The 15,257-nt window shown below is 74.8% G+C and carries 12 protein-coding genes; 6 read left to right on the top strand and 6 right to left on the bottom strand.

What is annotated here, in order from left to right:
- Both paaK and paaI read left to right on the top strand, forming a co-directional pair.
- A partial coding sequence (paaK, locus tag BAW75_RS25995; RefSeq protein ID WP_338109325.1) for a phenylacetate--CoA ligase PaaK occupies window positions 1-1,365 on the top strand: 1,365 nt, incomplete at its 5' end.
- 1 nt (window position 1,366) lies between these two features.
- Window positions 1,367-1,774, top strand: coding sequence for a hydroxyphenylacetyl-CoA thioesterase PaaI (gene paaI / locus BAW75_RS25990; RefSeq protein ID WP_043323587.1), 408 nt, complete (start codon window positions 1,367-1,369; stop codon window positions 1,772-1,774).
- A 67-nt stretch (window positions 1,775-1,841) separates the two neighbouring features.
- Here paaI and BAW75_RS25985 read toward each other — a convergent pair whose 3' ends face one another.
- Window positions 1,842-4,010: an adenylate/guanylate cyclase domain-containing protein gene (locus tag BAW75_RS25985; RefSeq protein WP_104115216.1), complete on the bottom strand. Its 2,169-nt coding sequence runs from the start codon at window positions 4,008-4,010 to the stop codon at window positions 1,842-1,844.
- A gap of 189 nt (window positions 4,011-4,199) precedes the next feature.
- Here BAW75_RS25985 and BAW75_RS25980 point away from each other — a divergent pair, with 189 nt between their 5' ends.
- The 4 genes from BAW75_RS25980 (at window position 4,200) to BAW75_RS25965 (ending at window position 10,688) form a co-directional block, all read left to right on the top strand.
- Window positions 4,200-7,136, top strand: a complete 2,937-nt coding sequence (locus BAW75_RS25980; protein ID WP_064445755.1) for a helix-turn-helix transcriptional regulator — start codon at window positions 4,200-4,202, stop codon at window positions 7,134-7,136.
- Window positions 7,137-7,248: 112 nt separating this feature from the next.
- Complete coding sequence (locus BAW75_RS25975; protein WP_043323591.1) at window positions 7,249-8,019, top strand: DUF5995 family protein; 771 nt, start codon at window positions 7,249-7,251, stop codon at window positions 8,017-8,019.
- Between the two features lie 96 nt (window positions 8,020-8,115).
- Window positions 8,116-8,526 carry a hypothetical protein gene (locus BAW75_RS25970; RefSeq protein ID WP_104115215.1) on the top strand — a complete coding sequence of 137 codons (411 nt, stop codon included), beginning with the start codon at window positions 8,116-8,118 and terminating at the stop codon, window positions 8,524-8,526.
- Window positions 8,527-8,591: 65 nt separating this feature from the next.
- Window positions 8,592-10,688, top strand: coding sequence for an APC family permease (locus tag BAW75_RS25965; protein ID WP_104115214.1), 2,097 nt, complete (start codon window positions 8,592-8,594; stop codon window positions 10,686-10,688).
- A 9-nt stretch (window positions 10,689-10,697) separates the two neighbouring features.
- On the opposite strand, the gene BAW75_RS25960 is transcribed toward BAW75_RS25965, so the two are convergent.
- The 5 genes from BAW75_RS25960 to BAW75_RS25940 all read right to left on the bottom strand — a co-directional run bounded on the left by BAW75_RS25960 (window position 10,698) and on the right by BAW75_RS25940 (window position 15,256).
- A complete protein-coding gene (locus BAW75_RS25960) occupies window positions 10,698-11,660 on the bottom strand; it encodes a TIGR03557 family F420-dependent LLM class oxidoreductase (RefSeq protein ID WP_104115213.1) in 963 nt (320 codons plus the stop codon).
- Between the two features lie 168 nt (window positions 11,661-11,828).
- Window positions 11,829-12,035 carry a hypothetical protein gene (locus BAW75_RS25955; protein ID WP_030504423.1) on the bottom strand — a complete coding sequence of 69 codons (207 nt, stop codon included), beginning with the start codon at window positions 12,033-12,035 and terminating at the stop codon, window positions 11,829-11,831.
- A 121-nt stretch (window positions 12,036-12,156) separates the two neighbouring features.
- Window positions 12,157-13,356: a low temperature requirement protein A gene (locus tag BAW75_RS25950; RefSeq protein WP_064445757.1), complete on the bottom strand. Its 1,200-nt coding sequence runs from the start codon at window positions 13,354-13,356 to the stop codon at window positions 12,157-12,159.
- Between the two features lie 220 nt (window positions 13,357-13,576).
- A complete protein-coding gene (locus BAW75_RS33520; RefSeq protein WP_104115212.1) occupies window positions 13,577-14,665 on the bottom strand; it encodes a helix-hairpin-helix domain-containing protein in 1,089 nt (362 codons plus the stop codon).
- A gap of 243 nt (window positions 14,666-14,908) precedes the next feature.
- Window positions 14,909-15,256, bottom strand: coding sequence for a TcmI family type II polyketide cyclase (locus BAW75_RS25940; RefSeq protein WP_030504426.1), 348 nt, complete (start codon window positions 15,254-15,256; stop codon window positions 14,909-14,911).
- Window position 15,257: the final 1 nt, after the last annotated feature.

Raw genomic sequence — 15,257 nt, 5'->3', positions numbered from 1 at the left:
GTGGGCGGCAGCGCCCGGCGCGGCCGCGCCCGGGGCCCGTCGCGCCAGGAGGAAGCCGTGCAGGACCGCACCCCTCGTCCGGACGAGCTGGATCCCGTCGAGCGGATCGGCGTCGACGAGCTGCGCGCCCTGCAGCTGGACCGGCTGCGCCACTCGCTGCGGCACGCGTACGACAACGTGCCGCACTACCGCCGCGCGTTCGACGACGCCGGCGCGCACCCGGGCGACCTGCGCGAGTTGACCGACCTGGCCCGCTTCCCGTTCACCACGAAGGCGGAGCTGCGGGAGAACTACCCGTTCGGCATGTTCGCGGTGCCCCGCGAGCGGATCGCCCGGCTGCACGCGTCCTCCGGCACCACCGGACGCCCGACTGTGGTCGGCTACACCCCCGCCGACCTGGACACCTGGGCGAAGCTGATGGCCCGCTCGATCCGGGCCGCCGGTGGCCGCCGCGGTGACCGGGTGCACGTCGCGTACGGCTACGGGCTGTTCACCGGCGGCCTCGGCGCGCACTACGGCGCCGAGGAGCTGGGCTGCACCGTCGTCCCGGCCTCCGGTGGCATGACCGAGCGCCAGGTCATGCTGATCCGCGACCTGGAACCGGAGGTCATCATGGTGACCCCGAGCTACATGCTCGCCATCGTGGACGAGATGGAACGCCAGGGCGTCGACCCGCGCGCCACCTCGCTGCGGGTGGGCGTCTTCGGCGCCGAGCCGTGGACCGAGGACATGCGCCGTGAGCTGGAGCAGCGCCTGGACATGCACGCGCTGGACATCTACGGCCTGTCCGAGGTGATGGGCCCGGGGGTGGCGGTCGAGTGCGTGGAGACCAAGGACGGCCTGCACCTGTGGGAGGACCACTTCTACCCGGAGATCATCGACCCGGTGACCGGGGAGGTGCTGCCCGACGGACAGCGGGGCGAGCTGGTGCTGACCTCGCTGACCAAGGAGGCCATGCCGGTGGTCCGCTACCGCACCCGGGACCTGACCCGGCTGCTGCCCGGCACAGCCCGCCCGATGCGGCGGATCGAGAAGATCACCGGACGGACCGACGACATGATGATCGTCCGGGGGGTGAACGTCTTCCCGACGCAGATCGAGGAGCTGATCCTGCGTACCCCGGCCCTGTCGCCGCACTTCCAGTGCGTGCTCGACCGGCGGGGGCGGATGGACACGCTCGCCGTCCACGTGGAGCGGCGCGCGGACGCCGCCGCCGACGAGGCCGAACGGGCCGGCGCGGCCCTGGCCGAGCAGTTCAAGAACACCATCGGCGTCTCCGTCGCGGTGCGGGTGATCGAACCGGACGGGGTGGAACGGTCGATGGGCAAGATGCGCCGCATCGTCGACCAGCGGCGGGAGCGCTGACATGGCGGACGACGGCGGCCGCACCGCGGCGCACGACATGTTCGACGCCGACGTGGCGTCCAAGGGGCTCGGCATCGAACTCGTCTCGGCCGGCGACGGCGCGGCCGTGGCCCGGATGCGGGTCACCCCGGCGATGCTCAACGGGCACGCGATCGGGCACGGCGGCTTCGTGTTCCTGCTCGCCGACACCGCGTTCGCGCTCGCCTGCAACAGCCACGGCCCGGCCACCGTCGCGGCCGGCGGCGAGATCAGCTTCCTGCGACCGGTACGCGAGGGCGACGTGCTGGAGGCGTACGCCACCGAGCGGGTCCGGCAGGGCCGCAGCGGCATCTACGACGTCACGGTGCGGCGCGGCGACGAGGTGGTGGCGGAGTTCCGGGGACGAAGCCGCACCATCGCCCGCGGCTGACGGCCACCGCCCGACGAGCCGCCCGGGCCGGAGTGGCCCCGTGCCCGCTCCGACCCGGACGTCGCCGTCATGCGGCGAGCCCAGTCGCGTACCCGCCGGGCTCGGCTCTTCGCCGCGCGTGGCCCGCCCTCTCAGGCCGCGCCGCGGCTCCGGGTAACGGGACGGTCCGCCACCCGGGCCACGCCGCGAGATCGCCGGCCGTCGCCGGTCCGGCCCAGGACGGCCCGGGCACCGCCCGGAGCACGCCGCTCCGATCCGGCGGGCCGGGCGCCGGTCGGGCCCCTCCACCCGACCGGCGCGACCGTCCCGCCCCGAGCGGGCAGAGTTCCCGCTCGTCGGGGTCCCGTGCGGGGACACCGGTTCCCGCTCCCGGCGCGAAGCCGGCAGCGGTGTCCTCCGGGACGCGGGCCGGATGCCGACCCGCGCCCACTCCGGCCGTCCGGGCGGCGGCGCGTCCGCCACCGGCCACCCCCGGCGGTACGGCCGCGCCGACGGTCCGGACACCGGCCCGGGCGGCGACGCGCTCGCCGTCCGCCATTGCGCCGATGTCGCCGACTCCGGACGCGGCGCGAAGACGGCGGGCGAAATCCGCTCGCACGGCCCGGGAGAGCCGGTGCGCGGCCACCCGCGCCACCAGCGGCTCGACCGTCCACCCGCCCGGCGCGACGGGCCGCAGCAGTCCGGCCGCGGCCAGGGCGCGCAGCGCCGGCGTGGCCCGGCCGGCGGGCCAGCCGAGCATCGCCTCCACCGTCGCGGCGGCGACCGGGCCGCCGCGGGCGGCGGCGGCCATCAGCACCGCCCGGTGCGTGCCGTCCAGCCGGTCCAGCCGGGCGTCCACCAGCCGCCGCGCGGCCGAGGGCACGCCGGCCGGCTCGTCCGCCGGGTCGGTCAGGGCGTACGCGGTCGCGACGGCCGGGTTGCCGCCGGCCAGGGGGAGCAGCCGCGCGGCGAGCGCGGCCGGCCGGCCGGTGTGGCCGAGCAGGTGCCGCAGCAGCCGTCCGGTCTCCAGCGGACTCAGCGGGCGCAGCGGGATCCGCCGGGTCCCCGGGGCGGGCAGCGGGTCGGCCGACCCGGAGCCGTACGTGGTGACCACCGCGAGCGGCAGCCCGCGGTCGCTCGCCGCGACGTGGAGCTGGCGCAGGAACCGGCGCAGCGCCGGTGCGGCCCGGTCCAGGTCGTCGACGGCCACCACCACGGGCGCGTCGGCGGCCAGGCCGAGCAGCGCCTCCCGGCAGGCCACCACGGCCCGCGCCGCCGCGGTGTCGTCGTGCGGCGCGGCCAGGAACGCGGCCAGCGCCCCGCCGCCCGGACCGTCGGTGACGGCCACGCCCGGCAGTGGGCGCGGCGCCTCGGCCCGGGTGCGGAGCAGGTCGGCCAGGGGCGCCAGCTCGCCGGCCGGGTACGGCGGGCAGTACGCCACCCGCCGGAGTACCGGGACACCGTCCACCTGGGACACCGCGCGGATCACCTCGTGCAGCAGCCGGCTGCGGCCGCTGCCGGGCGGCCCGACCAGCGAGATCCACCGGGGACGCCGCTGCCGGAGCGCGGCGGTCACCTCCTCGGCCGCGGTGGCCAGCTCACGCCGTCGCCCGACCAGCGGGGCGCGATGCCGCGCCGGCCGGCGCCCGGCGGTCCCGGTCACCCGCCACACGTCCAGCGGCAGCGACTTGCCGGCGAGCGTCATGGTGGCCAGTGGACGCTGCTCGACCAGGCCGGCCACCGCGTCGCGGGTGACCGGGCAGACCACCACGCCACCGGGCGGCGCGTGCTCCTGGAGCCGGGCCGCGGTGGTGATGACCGCGCCGCTCGCCGCGCCGTGGCCGCCGTCGCGGGCGCCGGCCAGGTCGAGCAGCACCTCGCCGGTCGCCACGCCGACCCGCACGCGCAGCCGGACGCCGCCCGGCCGCCGCCGGTCCAGCGCGGCCTGGATGTCCAGCCCGGCCCGCACCGCCCGGTACGCGTCGAAGCCGTCCGAAGCGGACGCGCCGAACAGCGCCATCACCGCGTCGCCGACGTACTTCTCCACCACGCCCCGCCAGCGGCGCAGCACCGACGCGACGGTGCCGAAGTAGGCGCGTTGCAAGGCCCGCAGGTCCTCCGGGTCGAGCCGCTCGACCAGGCGGGTCGAGCCGACGATGTCGACGAAGAGGACGGTCACCGTGCGGCGTTCCTCCGGCACCGGCGGGCAGGCCGCGACGACGGCTTCCCGACTCCCCACGGGCGTGGTGATCAACATCGCACCCACCCTTTCCCTGGTCCGGTGCCTGACGACCTCCGAAGACTTTCACCACCGGGTTCTCGGGGGATCGGTAGGACGACGTATGTCGGCCACCCGCAACCATTAGTCGTGTAGTCGACGCGAGGAGTACGAGTCCGACCCCGAGGCCGTAGAACGGTGCGGGGCCCTGTGACTAGGCTGCGTCCCATGGCCAGCGAAGTGGACACCGCACCGCTCGTCGGCCGCACCGGCACCATGGCGACGCTGCGGTCGGCGCTCTACGACGACCTGCGGCCCGGGCAGACCGGGGCGGTGTTCCTCACCGGTGAGAGCGGAGTGGGCAAGACCCGCCTGCTGAGCGAGGTCGGTGACCAGCTGCGGCAGGCCGGGGCCCTGGTGCTGACCGGCGCCTGCCTGGACATCGGCGACGCCTCGCCGCTGCACCCGGTACGCCAGGCGTTGCGCCGGCTCGACGCCGAGCAGGGCGAGGCGCGTACCGCGTCGGCGATCCGCGGGCTGTTGCAGGTCTTCGACGAGGAGACGCCCGGCCCGGACGGCGCCGGGGCGCTGCTGGAGCGCGTCGCCCAGGGCCTGCACCTGGTGGCCGGCGGGCGGCCGCTGGTGCTCGTCCTCGACGATCTGCAGTGGGTCGACCGCAGCACCCGGCAGCTCCTGCTCTACCTGCTCGCCGGTCTGGGCGACCTGCAGCTCTCCGTGCTGGCCGCGATCCGGGCCGAGTCGCTGCGCGGCGCGCACCCGCTGCGCCGGGTCCTCACCGAACTGCGCCGGCTGCGCTCGGTGCAGGTGGTCGATCTGCTGCCGCTGGACCGGGCCGCCACCGACGAGCTGGCCGCCGCCGTGGTCGGGGCGCCGCTGCCGCCGGAGGCCGCCGACCAGCTCTGGCGGCGCAGCGGCGGCAACCCGTTCGTGGCCGAGGAACTGGCCCGCGACCGGCGCGACGGCCGCGACGGCATCTCCGACACCGTGCGCGAGGTGTTCCTGGACCGGGTCGACGCGCTGCCGCAGCCCGCGCACGCCGTGGTGCACGCGGTGGCAGTGGGCGTCGAACCGGTCGAGCACTGGCTGCTGGCCCAGGTGGTCCGGCTGCCCGAGGAGGAGCTGCTCGACGCGGTCCGCGAGGCGGTGGCGCACCGCCTGCTGGTCGGCGCTGACGACGGCTACCGGCTGCGCCACCGGCTGGTCGCCGAGGTGCTGGCGAGCGAGCTGCTGCCGGCCGAGCGGGCCGCGCTGCACCGCCGCTTCGCCGAGGCGCTCACCGCCGCCCCGGGCGAGCTGCACCAGGCCCGGCTGGCCCACCACTGGCGGCACGCCGGTGAGCCGGCCCGGGCGCTGCCCGCCGCGATGGCCGCCGCCCGCGAGGCGGAGCGGCTGCACGGGTACGCCGAGGCGCACCGCCACTGGTCGGCCGCGCTGACGCTCGCCACCGAGCCGCCTGCGGTGCTGCCCGACGGCGGCCGGCCCGAGCCGGTCGAGGTGGACCGGGCCGAGCTGCTCAGCCACGCCGCCGAGGCCGCGCACCACAGCGGGGAACACGCCCGCGCCCTGACCCTGCTGGAGGAGCTGGCCGCCGAGGAGTCCGGGCCGCCGGTCTGCGCGCTGCACATCCGCCGCGCCCGCTACCTGGCCGCGGCGGGCCGGTCCGCGCCGGCCGAGGAGGAGTACCGGCGGGTGCTGGCCTCGCCCGACTGCACGCCGCACGAGCGCTGCACGGCCGCGGCCCGGCTGGCCGAGCTGCTGCTGCACCTGGGCCGCTACGCCGAGGCCGGTGAGCAGGCCCGGGAGGCGCTCGCGCTCGCCGCCGACGTGCCGGGCTCCACCTCCGAGGTGGTGATGGCCAGCGCCGCGCTCGGGTTCAGCGAGGCGTTCCTGGAGGATCCGGCCGCCGGGCTGGCGGTCATGCGCCGCGCTCTGGACACCGCCGAGCGCTCCGGCGGCCCGGAGGACGTGGCGTGCGCGTACCTGCACCTGGCCGACCTGATGACCGGGCCGCTGAACATCCTCGAGGAGGGTGTGGTGGTGGCCCGCCGTGGCGCCGAGCGGGTCGCCGAGCTGGGGCTGGGCCGCACCTGGGAGACCCGGCTGCTGGCGGTGGCGACGAACGGGCTGTTCCGGGTGGGGCAGTGGGCCGAGGCGGAGAAGGTCGTCGCCGCCGCGCTGCGGCACCGCCCCTCCGGCGCCGACGCGGTCGAGCTGCTGCTGGCCCGGTGCCGGCTCTCCGTCGGGTACGGCGACGTCGAGGCGTCCGACCGTGACCTGGAGGCGGTCGCCACCATGCTGGCCGGCGGCGGCGCCCGGCACGTGCTGCCGATGCTCATCCTGCGCGCCGGCCTGTCCATGTGGCAGGGCCGGCACGACCTGGCCCGGCAGGCGGTGCAGCGGGGCCTGACCGAGAGCCGGTCCGACGACGTGATCGTGCTGGCCACGCTGGCCTGGCACGGGCTGCGCGCGGAGGCGGAGGCCGCGGCCGGCCGCACCATCGAGCCGGATCCGAACGCGGTACGCCGGCTGCGCGAGGCGGTCGACCGGGTGACCCGCAAGAGCGCCCGGGCGGGCGCGCCGGTGCGGTACGTCGCCGACGGGTTCCTGGCGCTCTGCGACGCCGAGCTGAGCCGGCTCGACGACGGCCGTGGCGACCCCGCGCTGTGGGAGCGTTCGGCGCTCGAGTGGGACCGGCGCAACCACCCCTACCCGGCGGCGTACTCCCGGTTGCGGCAGGCCGAGGCGCTGCTGGGACGGCGCAGCCGGGTGGCCACCGCGGGCAAGCTGCTGCGCCAGGCGTACGAGATGGCCCAGTCGCTCGGCGCGGTGCCGCTGACCGCGGAGATCCGTACCATCGCCTCGCGGGCCCGGGTGACCGTGGACGCCGCGCCCGGCCCCGCGCCGGTGCCCCGGCCACGGGCGGCGCCGGCCGGGCCCGCGGTGGACGAGCTGGCCACGCTCACCGCGCGGGAGCGGGAGGTGCTCGCGGCGGTCGCCGAGGGGCTGACCAACCGGGAGATCGGCCAGCGGCTGTTCATCAGTGAGCGGACCATCGGCGTCCACGTCTCGCACATCTTCGACAAGCTGCAGGTCCGTACGCGGGTGCAGGCCAGCGCGATCTTCCTGCGCAGCCGTCCGGGATAGACGTACGTCGGTAATACGTCGTTCTACCGATCCGGCGCGCGGGCGCCGGCTGGCACGCTGTGCGCCGGAGCGCCGGTGGCGTCGTGGGGGCGCCGACCATCGTGGAGGAGAAATGACCGAACCGGTCTGGGGTCCTGTGCACCAGGACATCGTCGGGTTGCTCGCCGATCACCCGGCCGACGTGCCGGCGGTCGTGGACCATCTCACCAAGCTGCAGGATCTGCTGGTCCGGCTCCCCCCGCTGGAGGAGAGCTGCCCGCTCGCCGACTTCAACAAGCTCTACCTGGTCATCACCAGCACCGTGCTCGACGGCCTGTACGACGACCGGTTCCGTGACCCGGCGTTCCTGGCCCGCCTGGACGTGGAGTTCGCGGCCCGGTACTTCGACGCGCTGCGGTTCTGGACCGACTCCAGCCCGAGCACGCCGAAGGCGTGGGCGTGCCTGTTCAAGCGGATGCGCGGCCCGGACGCCCGGCCGCTGCCCTCGGCCGCCGCGGGCGTCAACGCGCACATCAACTACGACCTGCCGTTCGCCCTGGTGACGACGTTCGACAGCCTGGACTCCGAGCCGATCGACGGCAGCGACCAGCACCGCGACTACCTGGAGATCAACAACATCTTCGCCGAGCGGATCCCGCAGCTGCGCCGGGGCTACCTGGACAACTGGCAGCTCATGATCGACATGGTGAACGGTGACATCGACGACTGGTACCAGGGCGAACTGGTGGAGTACACCCGGAACGTGGCCTGGCGCAACGCGCAGAAGATCTGGCGCTGCCGCCACGACCCGGAGGCCCGCGAGTGTGAGCGGACGCGGCTGGACGACAACGCCGCGCTGCTCGGCCGGCTGCTGCTGTCGCCCCTCGGGGCGTTCCTGCAGTAGCCGGGACGGGGGGTTCCCGCGTCCCGCCGTCCGGGCGCGGGACGCGGGAACGCCGCCGGCGGGTGTCGGCCCCGCCCGACCGGGTACGTCGCCGCCGTGCCGCGAGACGAACCGACCCGCCGTTTCCCGTTCCGCTTCGACCCGGTCTTCCGGCTGCCCCTGGCGCTGCTCGGGGTACGTCCCGCCACGGCCTGGGTCGACTGGGGCCCGGACGGTCTGCTCGTCCGGTTCGGCCCCTGGCTGCTGCGCACCACCAGGGACAACGTCACCGGTGCCGAGCTGAGCGGGCCGTACCGCTGGTGGCGGGCGATCGGCCCGCACCTGTCGCTGGCCGACGGCGGGGTGACCTTCGGCGCCGGCCTGGCCGCCGGGGTCTGCCTGCGGTTCGCCGAGCCGGTGCCGGCACTGGCGCCCGGTCCGTGGCTGCGGCACCCGGCGGTCACCGTCACCGTGGCCGACGGCGACGCGCTGCGCGACGCGGTGACCGCCGGCGCAGCGGATCTTTGACCGGTTCGGCCGGGCCGCGACCGGGACAACCCCTACCGTCTTTGCCAGGGGACGAAGGGGAACAGATGGGGCAGGCGGGGGACGCGGAACAGCCCAGGCGTACGCGGGAGCGGCGCCGGGAGGCGCACGCCGCCGCGGCGGCCCGGGCGGGCCGGCACGGCGACCACGCCGAGCGGTCCGGTCGTCCCGTGCCGGAGCTGCCGGAACGGGTGGCCGCCCCGGCCCGGCCGGCCCCACCGCCCGGCCGGCTGCACCGGTGGCTGTTCGCCCACCGCGTCGAACCGGTCGGCCCGGAGGTACGGGAGCACCAGACCCGGTCGCACCCGTGGTGGCAGGTGATGTGCCTGACCGGCGTCGACTACTTCTCCACGCTGTCCTACCTGCCGGGCATCGCGGTCGTGGCAGCCGGCGCGCTCAGTCCGCTGGCCACCCTGCTGATCGTGGCGCTGACCCTGCTCGGGATGCTGCCGATGTACCGCCGCGTGGCCCGGGAGAGCCCGCACGGGCAGGGCTCGGTGGCGATGCTGGAGCGGCTGCTGCCGTTCTGGCGCGGCAAGGTCTTCGTGCTGGTGCTGCTGGGCTTCGTCGCCACCTCGTGGATCATCACGATCACGCTCTCCGCCGCCGACGCCAGCGTGCACCTGCTGGAGAACCCGGCCCTGCCCGCAGCGTTCCCGCACGGCCGGACAGCGGCGGTGCTGGTCACCGTGGCGCTGCTGCTCGTGCTCGGCGGCGTGTTCCTGCTCGGGTTCAGCGAGGCGGTGCAGGTGGCCATCCCCCTCGTCGCGGTGTTCCTGGCGCTGAACGCGGTGGTGGTGGTCGCCGGCGTGGCCGAACTGGCCGCCGACCCGGCGCCGCTGGCCGACTGGACCGGCCGGCTGGCCGACGCCGGCGGACCCGGGGACGTCCTGGCCACCAGCGCGCTCGCGTTCCCGCTGCTGGTGCTCGGCCTGTCCGGCTTCGAGACCGGGGTGAGCATGATGCCGCTGGTGCGCGGCCGCGGCGCCGATCCGGAGCAGCGGCTGGCCGCCCGCATCCGCAACACCCGCCGGCTGCTCACCGCCGCCGCGCTGATCATGTCGGTCTACCTGATCGCCACCACGTTCGTGACCACCGTGCTGATCCCGCCCGAGGCGTTCGCGCCCGGCGGGCCGGCCAACGGCCGGGCGCTCGCGTTCCTCGCCCACGAGCATCTCGGCCAGGCGTTCGGCACCGTCTACGACATCAGCAGCATCCTCATCCTCTGGTTCGCCGGCGCCTCGGCGATGGCCGGGCTGATCAACATCGTGCCGCGCTACCTGCCGTCGTACGGCATGGCGCCGGAGTGGGGCCGCGCGGTCCGCCCGGTGGTGCTGGTCTACACCGCGATCAGCGTCGCCATCACCATCGCGTTCGCCGCCGACGTCAACGCCCAGGCCGGCGCGTACGCCACGGGCATCCTGGCGATGATGGTCTCCGGCGCGATAGCGGTGACCATCGCGGCGCTGCGGGCCGGCAGCCGCGCGGCCGGCGCCGGGTTCGCGCTGCTCACCGCCGTGCTGCTGTACGCGCTGGCGGAGAACGTGGTGGCCAAGCCCGACGGGATCACGATCTCCGGGTTCTTCATCGCCGGGATCGTCGCGGTGTCACTGATCTCCCGGGTCACCCGGACCACCGAGCTGCGCGCCGAGCGGATCGAGTTCGACGAGACGGCCCGCCGGTTCGTCGACGAGTCGGTGGCCCGGGACGGGCGGCTGCACCTGATCGCCAACAAGCGGCAGCGCGGGTCGGTCAAGGAGTACCGGGTGAAGGAGCGGGCGCAACGGTCGATGAACCCGGTGCCCGGCGCCGCCGACGTGCTCTTCCTGGAGATCGACGTGAGCGACCCGTCGCAGTTCAGCCAGGTGCTGCGGGTGCACGGGGTGGAGGCCGGCGGCTACCGGATCCTGCGTGCCAGCAGCCCGGCCGCGCCGAACGCGATCGCCGCGATCCTGCTGGCGCTGCGCGACGCCACCGGGGTACGCCCGCACTGCCACTTCGAGTGGTCGGAGGGGAACCCGATCGCTCACCTGCTGCGCTACCTCATCCTCGGCCGGGGTGACACCCCGCCTGTGGTGCGGGAGATCATCCGCAAGTCCGAGCCGGATCCCACCCGCCGTCCCGGCATCCACGTCGGCGGCTGACCCGCCCGGCTAGGACCCGAGGGCGCGGACCCGGGCGAGCAGGTCGCGGGCGCAGAAGTCGAGGAAGCCGTCCGGGTCCGGGCCGGCGTTCTGCAGCACGACGTGGTCGAAGCCGGCCTCGACGTACGCGCGGGCCTTCTCCACGTGCGGCCCGGCGTCCGGGCCGACGGAGAACTGCCTGCGGATGTGGTGGTCCTCGACCCAGGTGGTGGCGGCGTCGAAGTTCACCGGGTTCGGCAGCTCGCTCATCACCTTCCAGCCGGTGACCGCCCAGCGGCTGGTCTCCTTCGCCGCGCGTACCGCCGACTCCTCGTCGGTGGCCCAGGCCATCGGCACCTCCGCGTAGCGGGGGCCCCGGCCGCCGGCGTTGCGGTACTGGTCGACGATGGACGACTTCGGCTCGGTGGCGAACAGGCCGGTGCCCAGCTCGGCGGCCAGTCCGGCGGACTCCCGGCCGCTGGCCGCCACGGCGATCACCGGCGGATCGTCGGGCAGGTCCCAGATCCGGGCGTCCTCCAGCTTCAGGTGCCGCCCCTCGTAGGACCGGTAACCGCCCTGCCAGAGCAACCGGATGATCTCCAGCGCCTCGCGCAGCCGCTCGTGCCGCCCCCGTACGCTGGGAAAACCCTGCCCGATAACGTGCTCGTTGAGCCGCTCGCCGGCGCCCACTCCGAGCGTGAACCGCCCGTCGGAGATCAGCGCCATGGTCGCCGCGGCCTGCGCGACGATCGCCGGGTGGTAGCGGACGGTGGGGCAGGTGACCCCGGTGGCGAGGCCGAGCGTGCTGGTACGGGCGGCGATCGCGCCGAGCGCGCTCCAGGTGAAGCAGGAATGCCCCTGCGACTCCAGCCAGGGGTGGTAGTGGTCGCTCATCTCGACGAAGTCGAAGCCGGCCTCCTCGGCCCGGATCGCCTGCCGGATGAGTTCCCGGGGCCCGAACGCCTCCGAGGCGAGCTTGTAGCCGATCCGCATGCCCGGTTCTCCGTTTCCGTCGTCGGCGAACCGCTGCCGTTCCCGCCCCTCCGCCGGGCAAACCCCGGCCAAACCCAGCCTCCTAGGACGCCTTAGGGGTGGTGGCGTGCCGCGCCCCGGGCACGGAACGGCCCGCGCTCGCCGGGCGGGCGCGGGCCGGGAGGTGATCTACTTCGAGGGCTCGGGCAGCTTGCAGTCCACCTTCGGGTTGGCGCCGATGTAGTTCAGCGGGCCGGCCACGATGGTGACCAGGATCGTGCCCGCCTCCGCGCAGTTCGTCTCGTCGTTGCCGTAGTAGCCGCGCTGACCGGCGGCGATGGCACCGATGATGAGCCAGATGACGACCAGGACGCCGAATATCGAGGTGCCGCGCATCAGTTGCCTCCACTGGGGTTGTGGTGGATTCGAGGTGGAGGCCATGTACCCCGGGCGGGTGATCCGCCAAACGGCGCGCTGGTGCCCGGCGCGGCCGATTCCGATTACCGGCGGCGCCCGCTCAGTGCGGCGGCATCGGCTCCTCCGGCGGGCGGCCCCGGCTGCGGCGGTAGTCGGCGGACGCCACCCCGGCCAGCACCAGCATCGCCCCGGCCGAGGCGTAGACCGGCGCGAGGAACAACCCGGCCGGCGCGATCGTGAGCAGCGCCAGCACCCCGCCCGGCCGGGACGACGACACCCGGCTGAACACCTCGTACTCGAAGGCGGCCCGCCCGGTCAGGAACAGCGCCGGCCCGCCGAGGATCACCGCCAGCCAGGCCGGTGGCGTGTGCCCGGTCGGCTCCAGCAGCACCAGGTCGAAGCCCGCCGCGGTGGTCACCACGCCCGCCACCATCATCAGATGGGTGTACGGCGCGGTGTTGAGGAACCGGCTCGGCTGGGCGGCCCGGGCGATGGCGTGCGGCAGCAGCTCACCGGACTTGTGCACGTAGATGCGCCAGAGCAGCAGCGTGGTGGCGAACGCGACGGTGAAGGCGGCCAGGTTCTCCACCTCGGAGTGGTGCAGGCTGAACACGGTGCCGGCGACCAGCACGGCGTCGCCGAGCGCGATGATGAAGAACTGCTGGTACCGCTCGGACAGGTGCTCGGCGGTCACGTTGCGCTGGGAGTCCGGCACCGCGCCCAGGACCGGCACCGGGTACGCCAGCCGGAATCCGAGGTAGTCGATGGCCAGGGCGCCGAACCAGAGCAAAAGCCGTGCGGTGCCGTGCGCGGCCAGCGCGCCGACCAGCCAGGGCACCGCCGACACGGCGAACCAGACGAAGATGCGCAGGGCCCGCTGGTTGCTCTGCGGGTGCCGCCGTACGGCGGGCATGAGGAACAGGCCGCGTCCGAGATGGATCGCCACGTACGTGCCGGCGAACACCAGCCCTCGGGAGCTGAACGCCTCCGGGATGGCGGTGGTCATCAGCAGCGCGCCGAACATCACCGCCACGATCAGCAGCTTGATCTCGGTGCGCTGCGGATCGTAGATGTCGGTGACCAGCGTGGTGATCGCCCAGGTCCACCAGATCGCCATCAGCATGACCAGGGACTCGGCGGCCCGCTCCCAGGTCACCGACCCGACCAGGTGACGTGAGATCAACGCGAGCGCGGCCACGTAGACCAGGTCGAAGAAGAGTTCGAGCAGCGTCACCCGGCGCGGCGCCTCCGGATCGCGGACCGGCGGTCGCCGGCCGGGCTCCGGCGCTGCGGTGGGCACGACATGCTCCTGCGGGTGGCGGTTCGTGCGGCGGGCCGTGAGGGCCCCTCACCGACCGTAGCGATGCCTGTCCGCAAGCGGTCAGTTTTCCGACATACCGGTCCGGGTGGTGGCTGATGGTCGCGCGGTGATGTCACCACTTCGGGGTTCTGGTGGGGCGGGAAACGCGCCGGGCCGGTGGCGACGATCGTCACCACCGGCCCGGAACACGGAGGAGCGTCTACTCGGTACCGGCCGGGAGCACCCGATCGGCCTCAGCGCCGGCACCCGCCAGCACCTTCGCCTGCTGCGGCCAGGTGGCCAGACCCGGCGCGGAGCGCAGGCCGGCGGCCTTCACCGTCTGCCGCAGTGCAGCCTCGTCCAGCTCGGCGAGCTGCCGGTAGGTGCGGATCCCGGCGTCCTGCAGGGCGGCGGCCAGCTTCGGCCCGATGCCCTGGATTCGCCGGAAGTCGTCCGACGCGTCGGTGTCCGCCGCGGCCGGGACATTCTCGACCGAAGTACGCGGCGCGGGCACGGCGACCGGCTCGATGGCCTCGACCGGCGCGGCCTCGGTGGCCGGCGCGTCGACGGCCGTGCCGACCGCGGGCTGCTTCTCCGTGGCGGGCTCGTCCTCGGCGAGGGTTGCCGAAGCCGCCACCGGCTCGGCGTCAACGGTGGCCGGAACCGTCACCGAGTCGGAGTCAACGACGGCCGGAGCCGGCTCGGCGTCGGCCACGGGCGCGGCAACCGGCTCGGCGTCGGCCGAGGGCGACACCGGCTCGGCACCGACGGGCTCGGACTCGACCCGCTCGGAGGCAACGGGTGCGGAGGCAACGGGCTCGGAAACGACGGGCTCGGCGCTGACCGGTTCGGACCCGACCGGCTCGGAGGCAGCGGGCTCGGACACAATGGGCTCGGCGGCGACGGGCTCGGCAGTGACCGACTCAGACACGACGGGCTCGGCGGTGGCCGGCTCAGACCCGACCGGCTCGGCGGTAACGGGCTCGGTGGCTGGCTCAGACCCGACCGGGTCGGAGGCGGCGGGGGAGGACTCGGCCGGCTCGTCGGCGGTGCGGGCGGCGGTGGCTACGGCCGGTTCGGCGGTCGCGGACTCGGTGGGGGCGGGCTCGGTCACGGTGGCGGTCGCCGGCGGCTCGTCGACCACGGCGACCGGACGCGGCTCGTCAACGGTGGCGGTCACCGCGGGGGCGCCCTCCACCGTGGGCGTCGCCGGGGCGCCGGGCCGGCGGCCGAAGAGCACCCAGCCGGCGACCAGTCCGATGAGCAGGGCCAGGATCACGAACAGCCACTGCCCGAAGCTCGACGGCATGGCCAACCTCCTTCTATGTACGTGCACGACGGTGGCGAAAGACTCGGGGCAGCTTCGCACACGCGCGCCGACGACGACAGGCAGGCTGGTGCCGGGCCGCGACTGCGGGACGGGTGGTGTCCGCCGGTGGCCGGCGAGTGACCGAGCGTGCGTCGGGAATCGAATGGTGCACGGCCGGGAGGCGCCCCGGAACCTGGGTGCCGTGCGTGGTTCCGGGGCGCCCCGTCCGTCGCCCGTGTCCGGTCAGCGGATCCGGTCGGGCGCAGGGGTGCCGGCGGCGGTCCAGCTGTAGAAGCAGCCGGCCACCGCGTCCCGGGGCGAGTCCCAGGTCGGCAGGTACGGCGAGGTGTGCGCGGACAGCCGCTTGTTCACCTGCTCGTAGAGCGGGTGGTCGCGTAGTTCCGCGGTCAGGTCGGGCGCCACGTCGACGGTCTCCATCAGATGGACGCACAGGTCGTGCAGGTAGTACAGGGACCGGTGCCGCACGCCGGTGAGGTGGGGCAGTTCCGTCGCGTCGGACTCGGCGAAGATCTGCGCCACCCGTCCCTGTGCGCCCGGCACGATCCGGCTGACCACCAACAGTCGACTCATC

The sequence above is a fragment of the Micromonospora chalcea genome (genome assembly GCF_002926165.1).
Taxonomy (GTDB): domain Bacteria; phylum Actinomycetota; class Actinomycetes; order Mycobacteriales; family Micromonosporaceae; genus Micromonospora; species Micromonospora chalcea.
This window is presented reverse-complemented; position numbering and strand designations above follow the sequence as displayed.

What these genes read in the sequence shown, in the direction of transcription:
- BAW75_RS25940 (WP_030504426.1), bottom strand. Translation starts at nt 15,256, where the DNA reads ATGAGTCGACTGTTGGTGGTCAGCCGGATCGTGCCGGGCGCACAGGGA.
- BAW75_RS33520 (WP_104115212.1), bottom strand. Translation starts at nt 14,665, where the DNA reads ATGCCGTCGAGCTTCGGGCAGTGGCTGTTCGTGATCCTGGCCCTGCTC.
- BAW75_RS25965 (WP_104115214.1), top strand. Translation starts at nt 8,592, where the DNA reads ATGGGGCAGGCGGGGGACGCGGAACAGCCCAGGCGTACGCGGGAGCGG.
- BAW75_RS25960 (WP_104115213.1), bottom strand. Translation starts at nt 11,660, where the DNA reads ATGCGGATCGGCTACAAGCTCGCCTCGGAGGCGTTCGGGCCCCGGGAA.
- BAW75_RS25975 (WP_043323591.1), top strand. Translation starts at nt 7,249, where the DNA reads ATGACCGAACCGGTCTGGGGTCCTGTGCACCAGGACATCGTCGGGTTG.
- BAW75_RS25955 (WP_030504423.1), bottom strand. Translation starts at nt 12,035, where the DNA reads ATGCGCGGCACCTCGATATTCGGCGTCCTGGTCGTCATCTGGCTCATC.
- paaI (WP_043323587.1), top strand. Translation starts at nt 1,367, where the DNA reads ATGGCGGACGACGGCGGCCGCACCGCGGCGCACGACATGTTCGACGCC.
- BAW75_RS25985 (WP_104115216.1), bottom strand. Translation starts at nt 4,010, where the DNA reads ATGTTGATCACCACGCCCGTGGGGAGTCGGGAAGCCGTCGTCGCGGCC.
- BAW75_RS25980 (WP_064445755.1), top strand. Translation starts at nt 4,200, where the DNA reads ATGGCCAGCGAAGTGGACACCGCACCGCTCGTCGGCCGCACCGGCACC.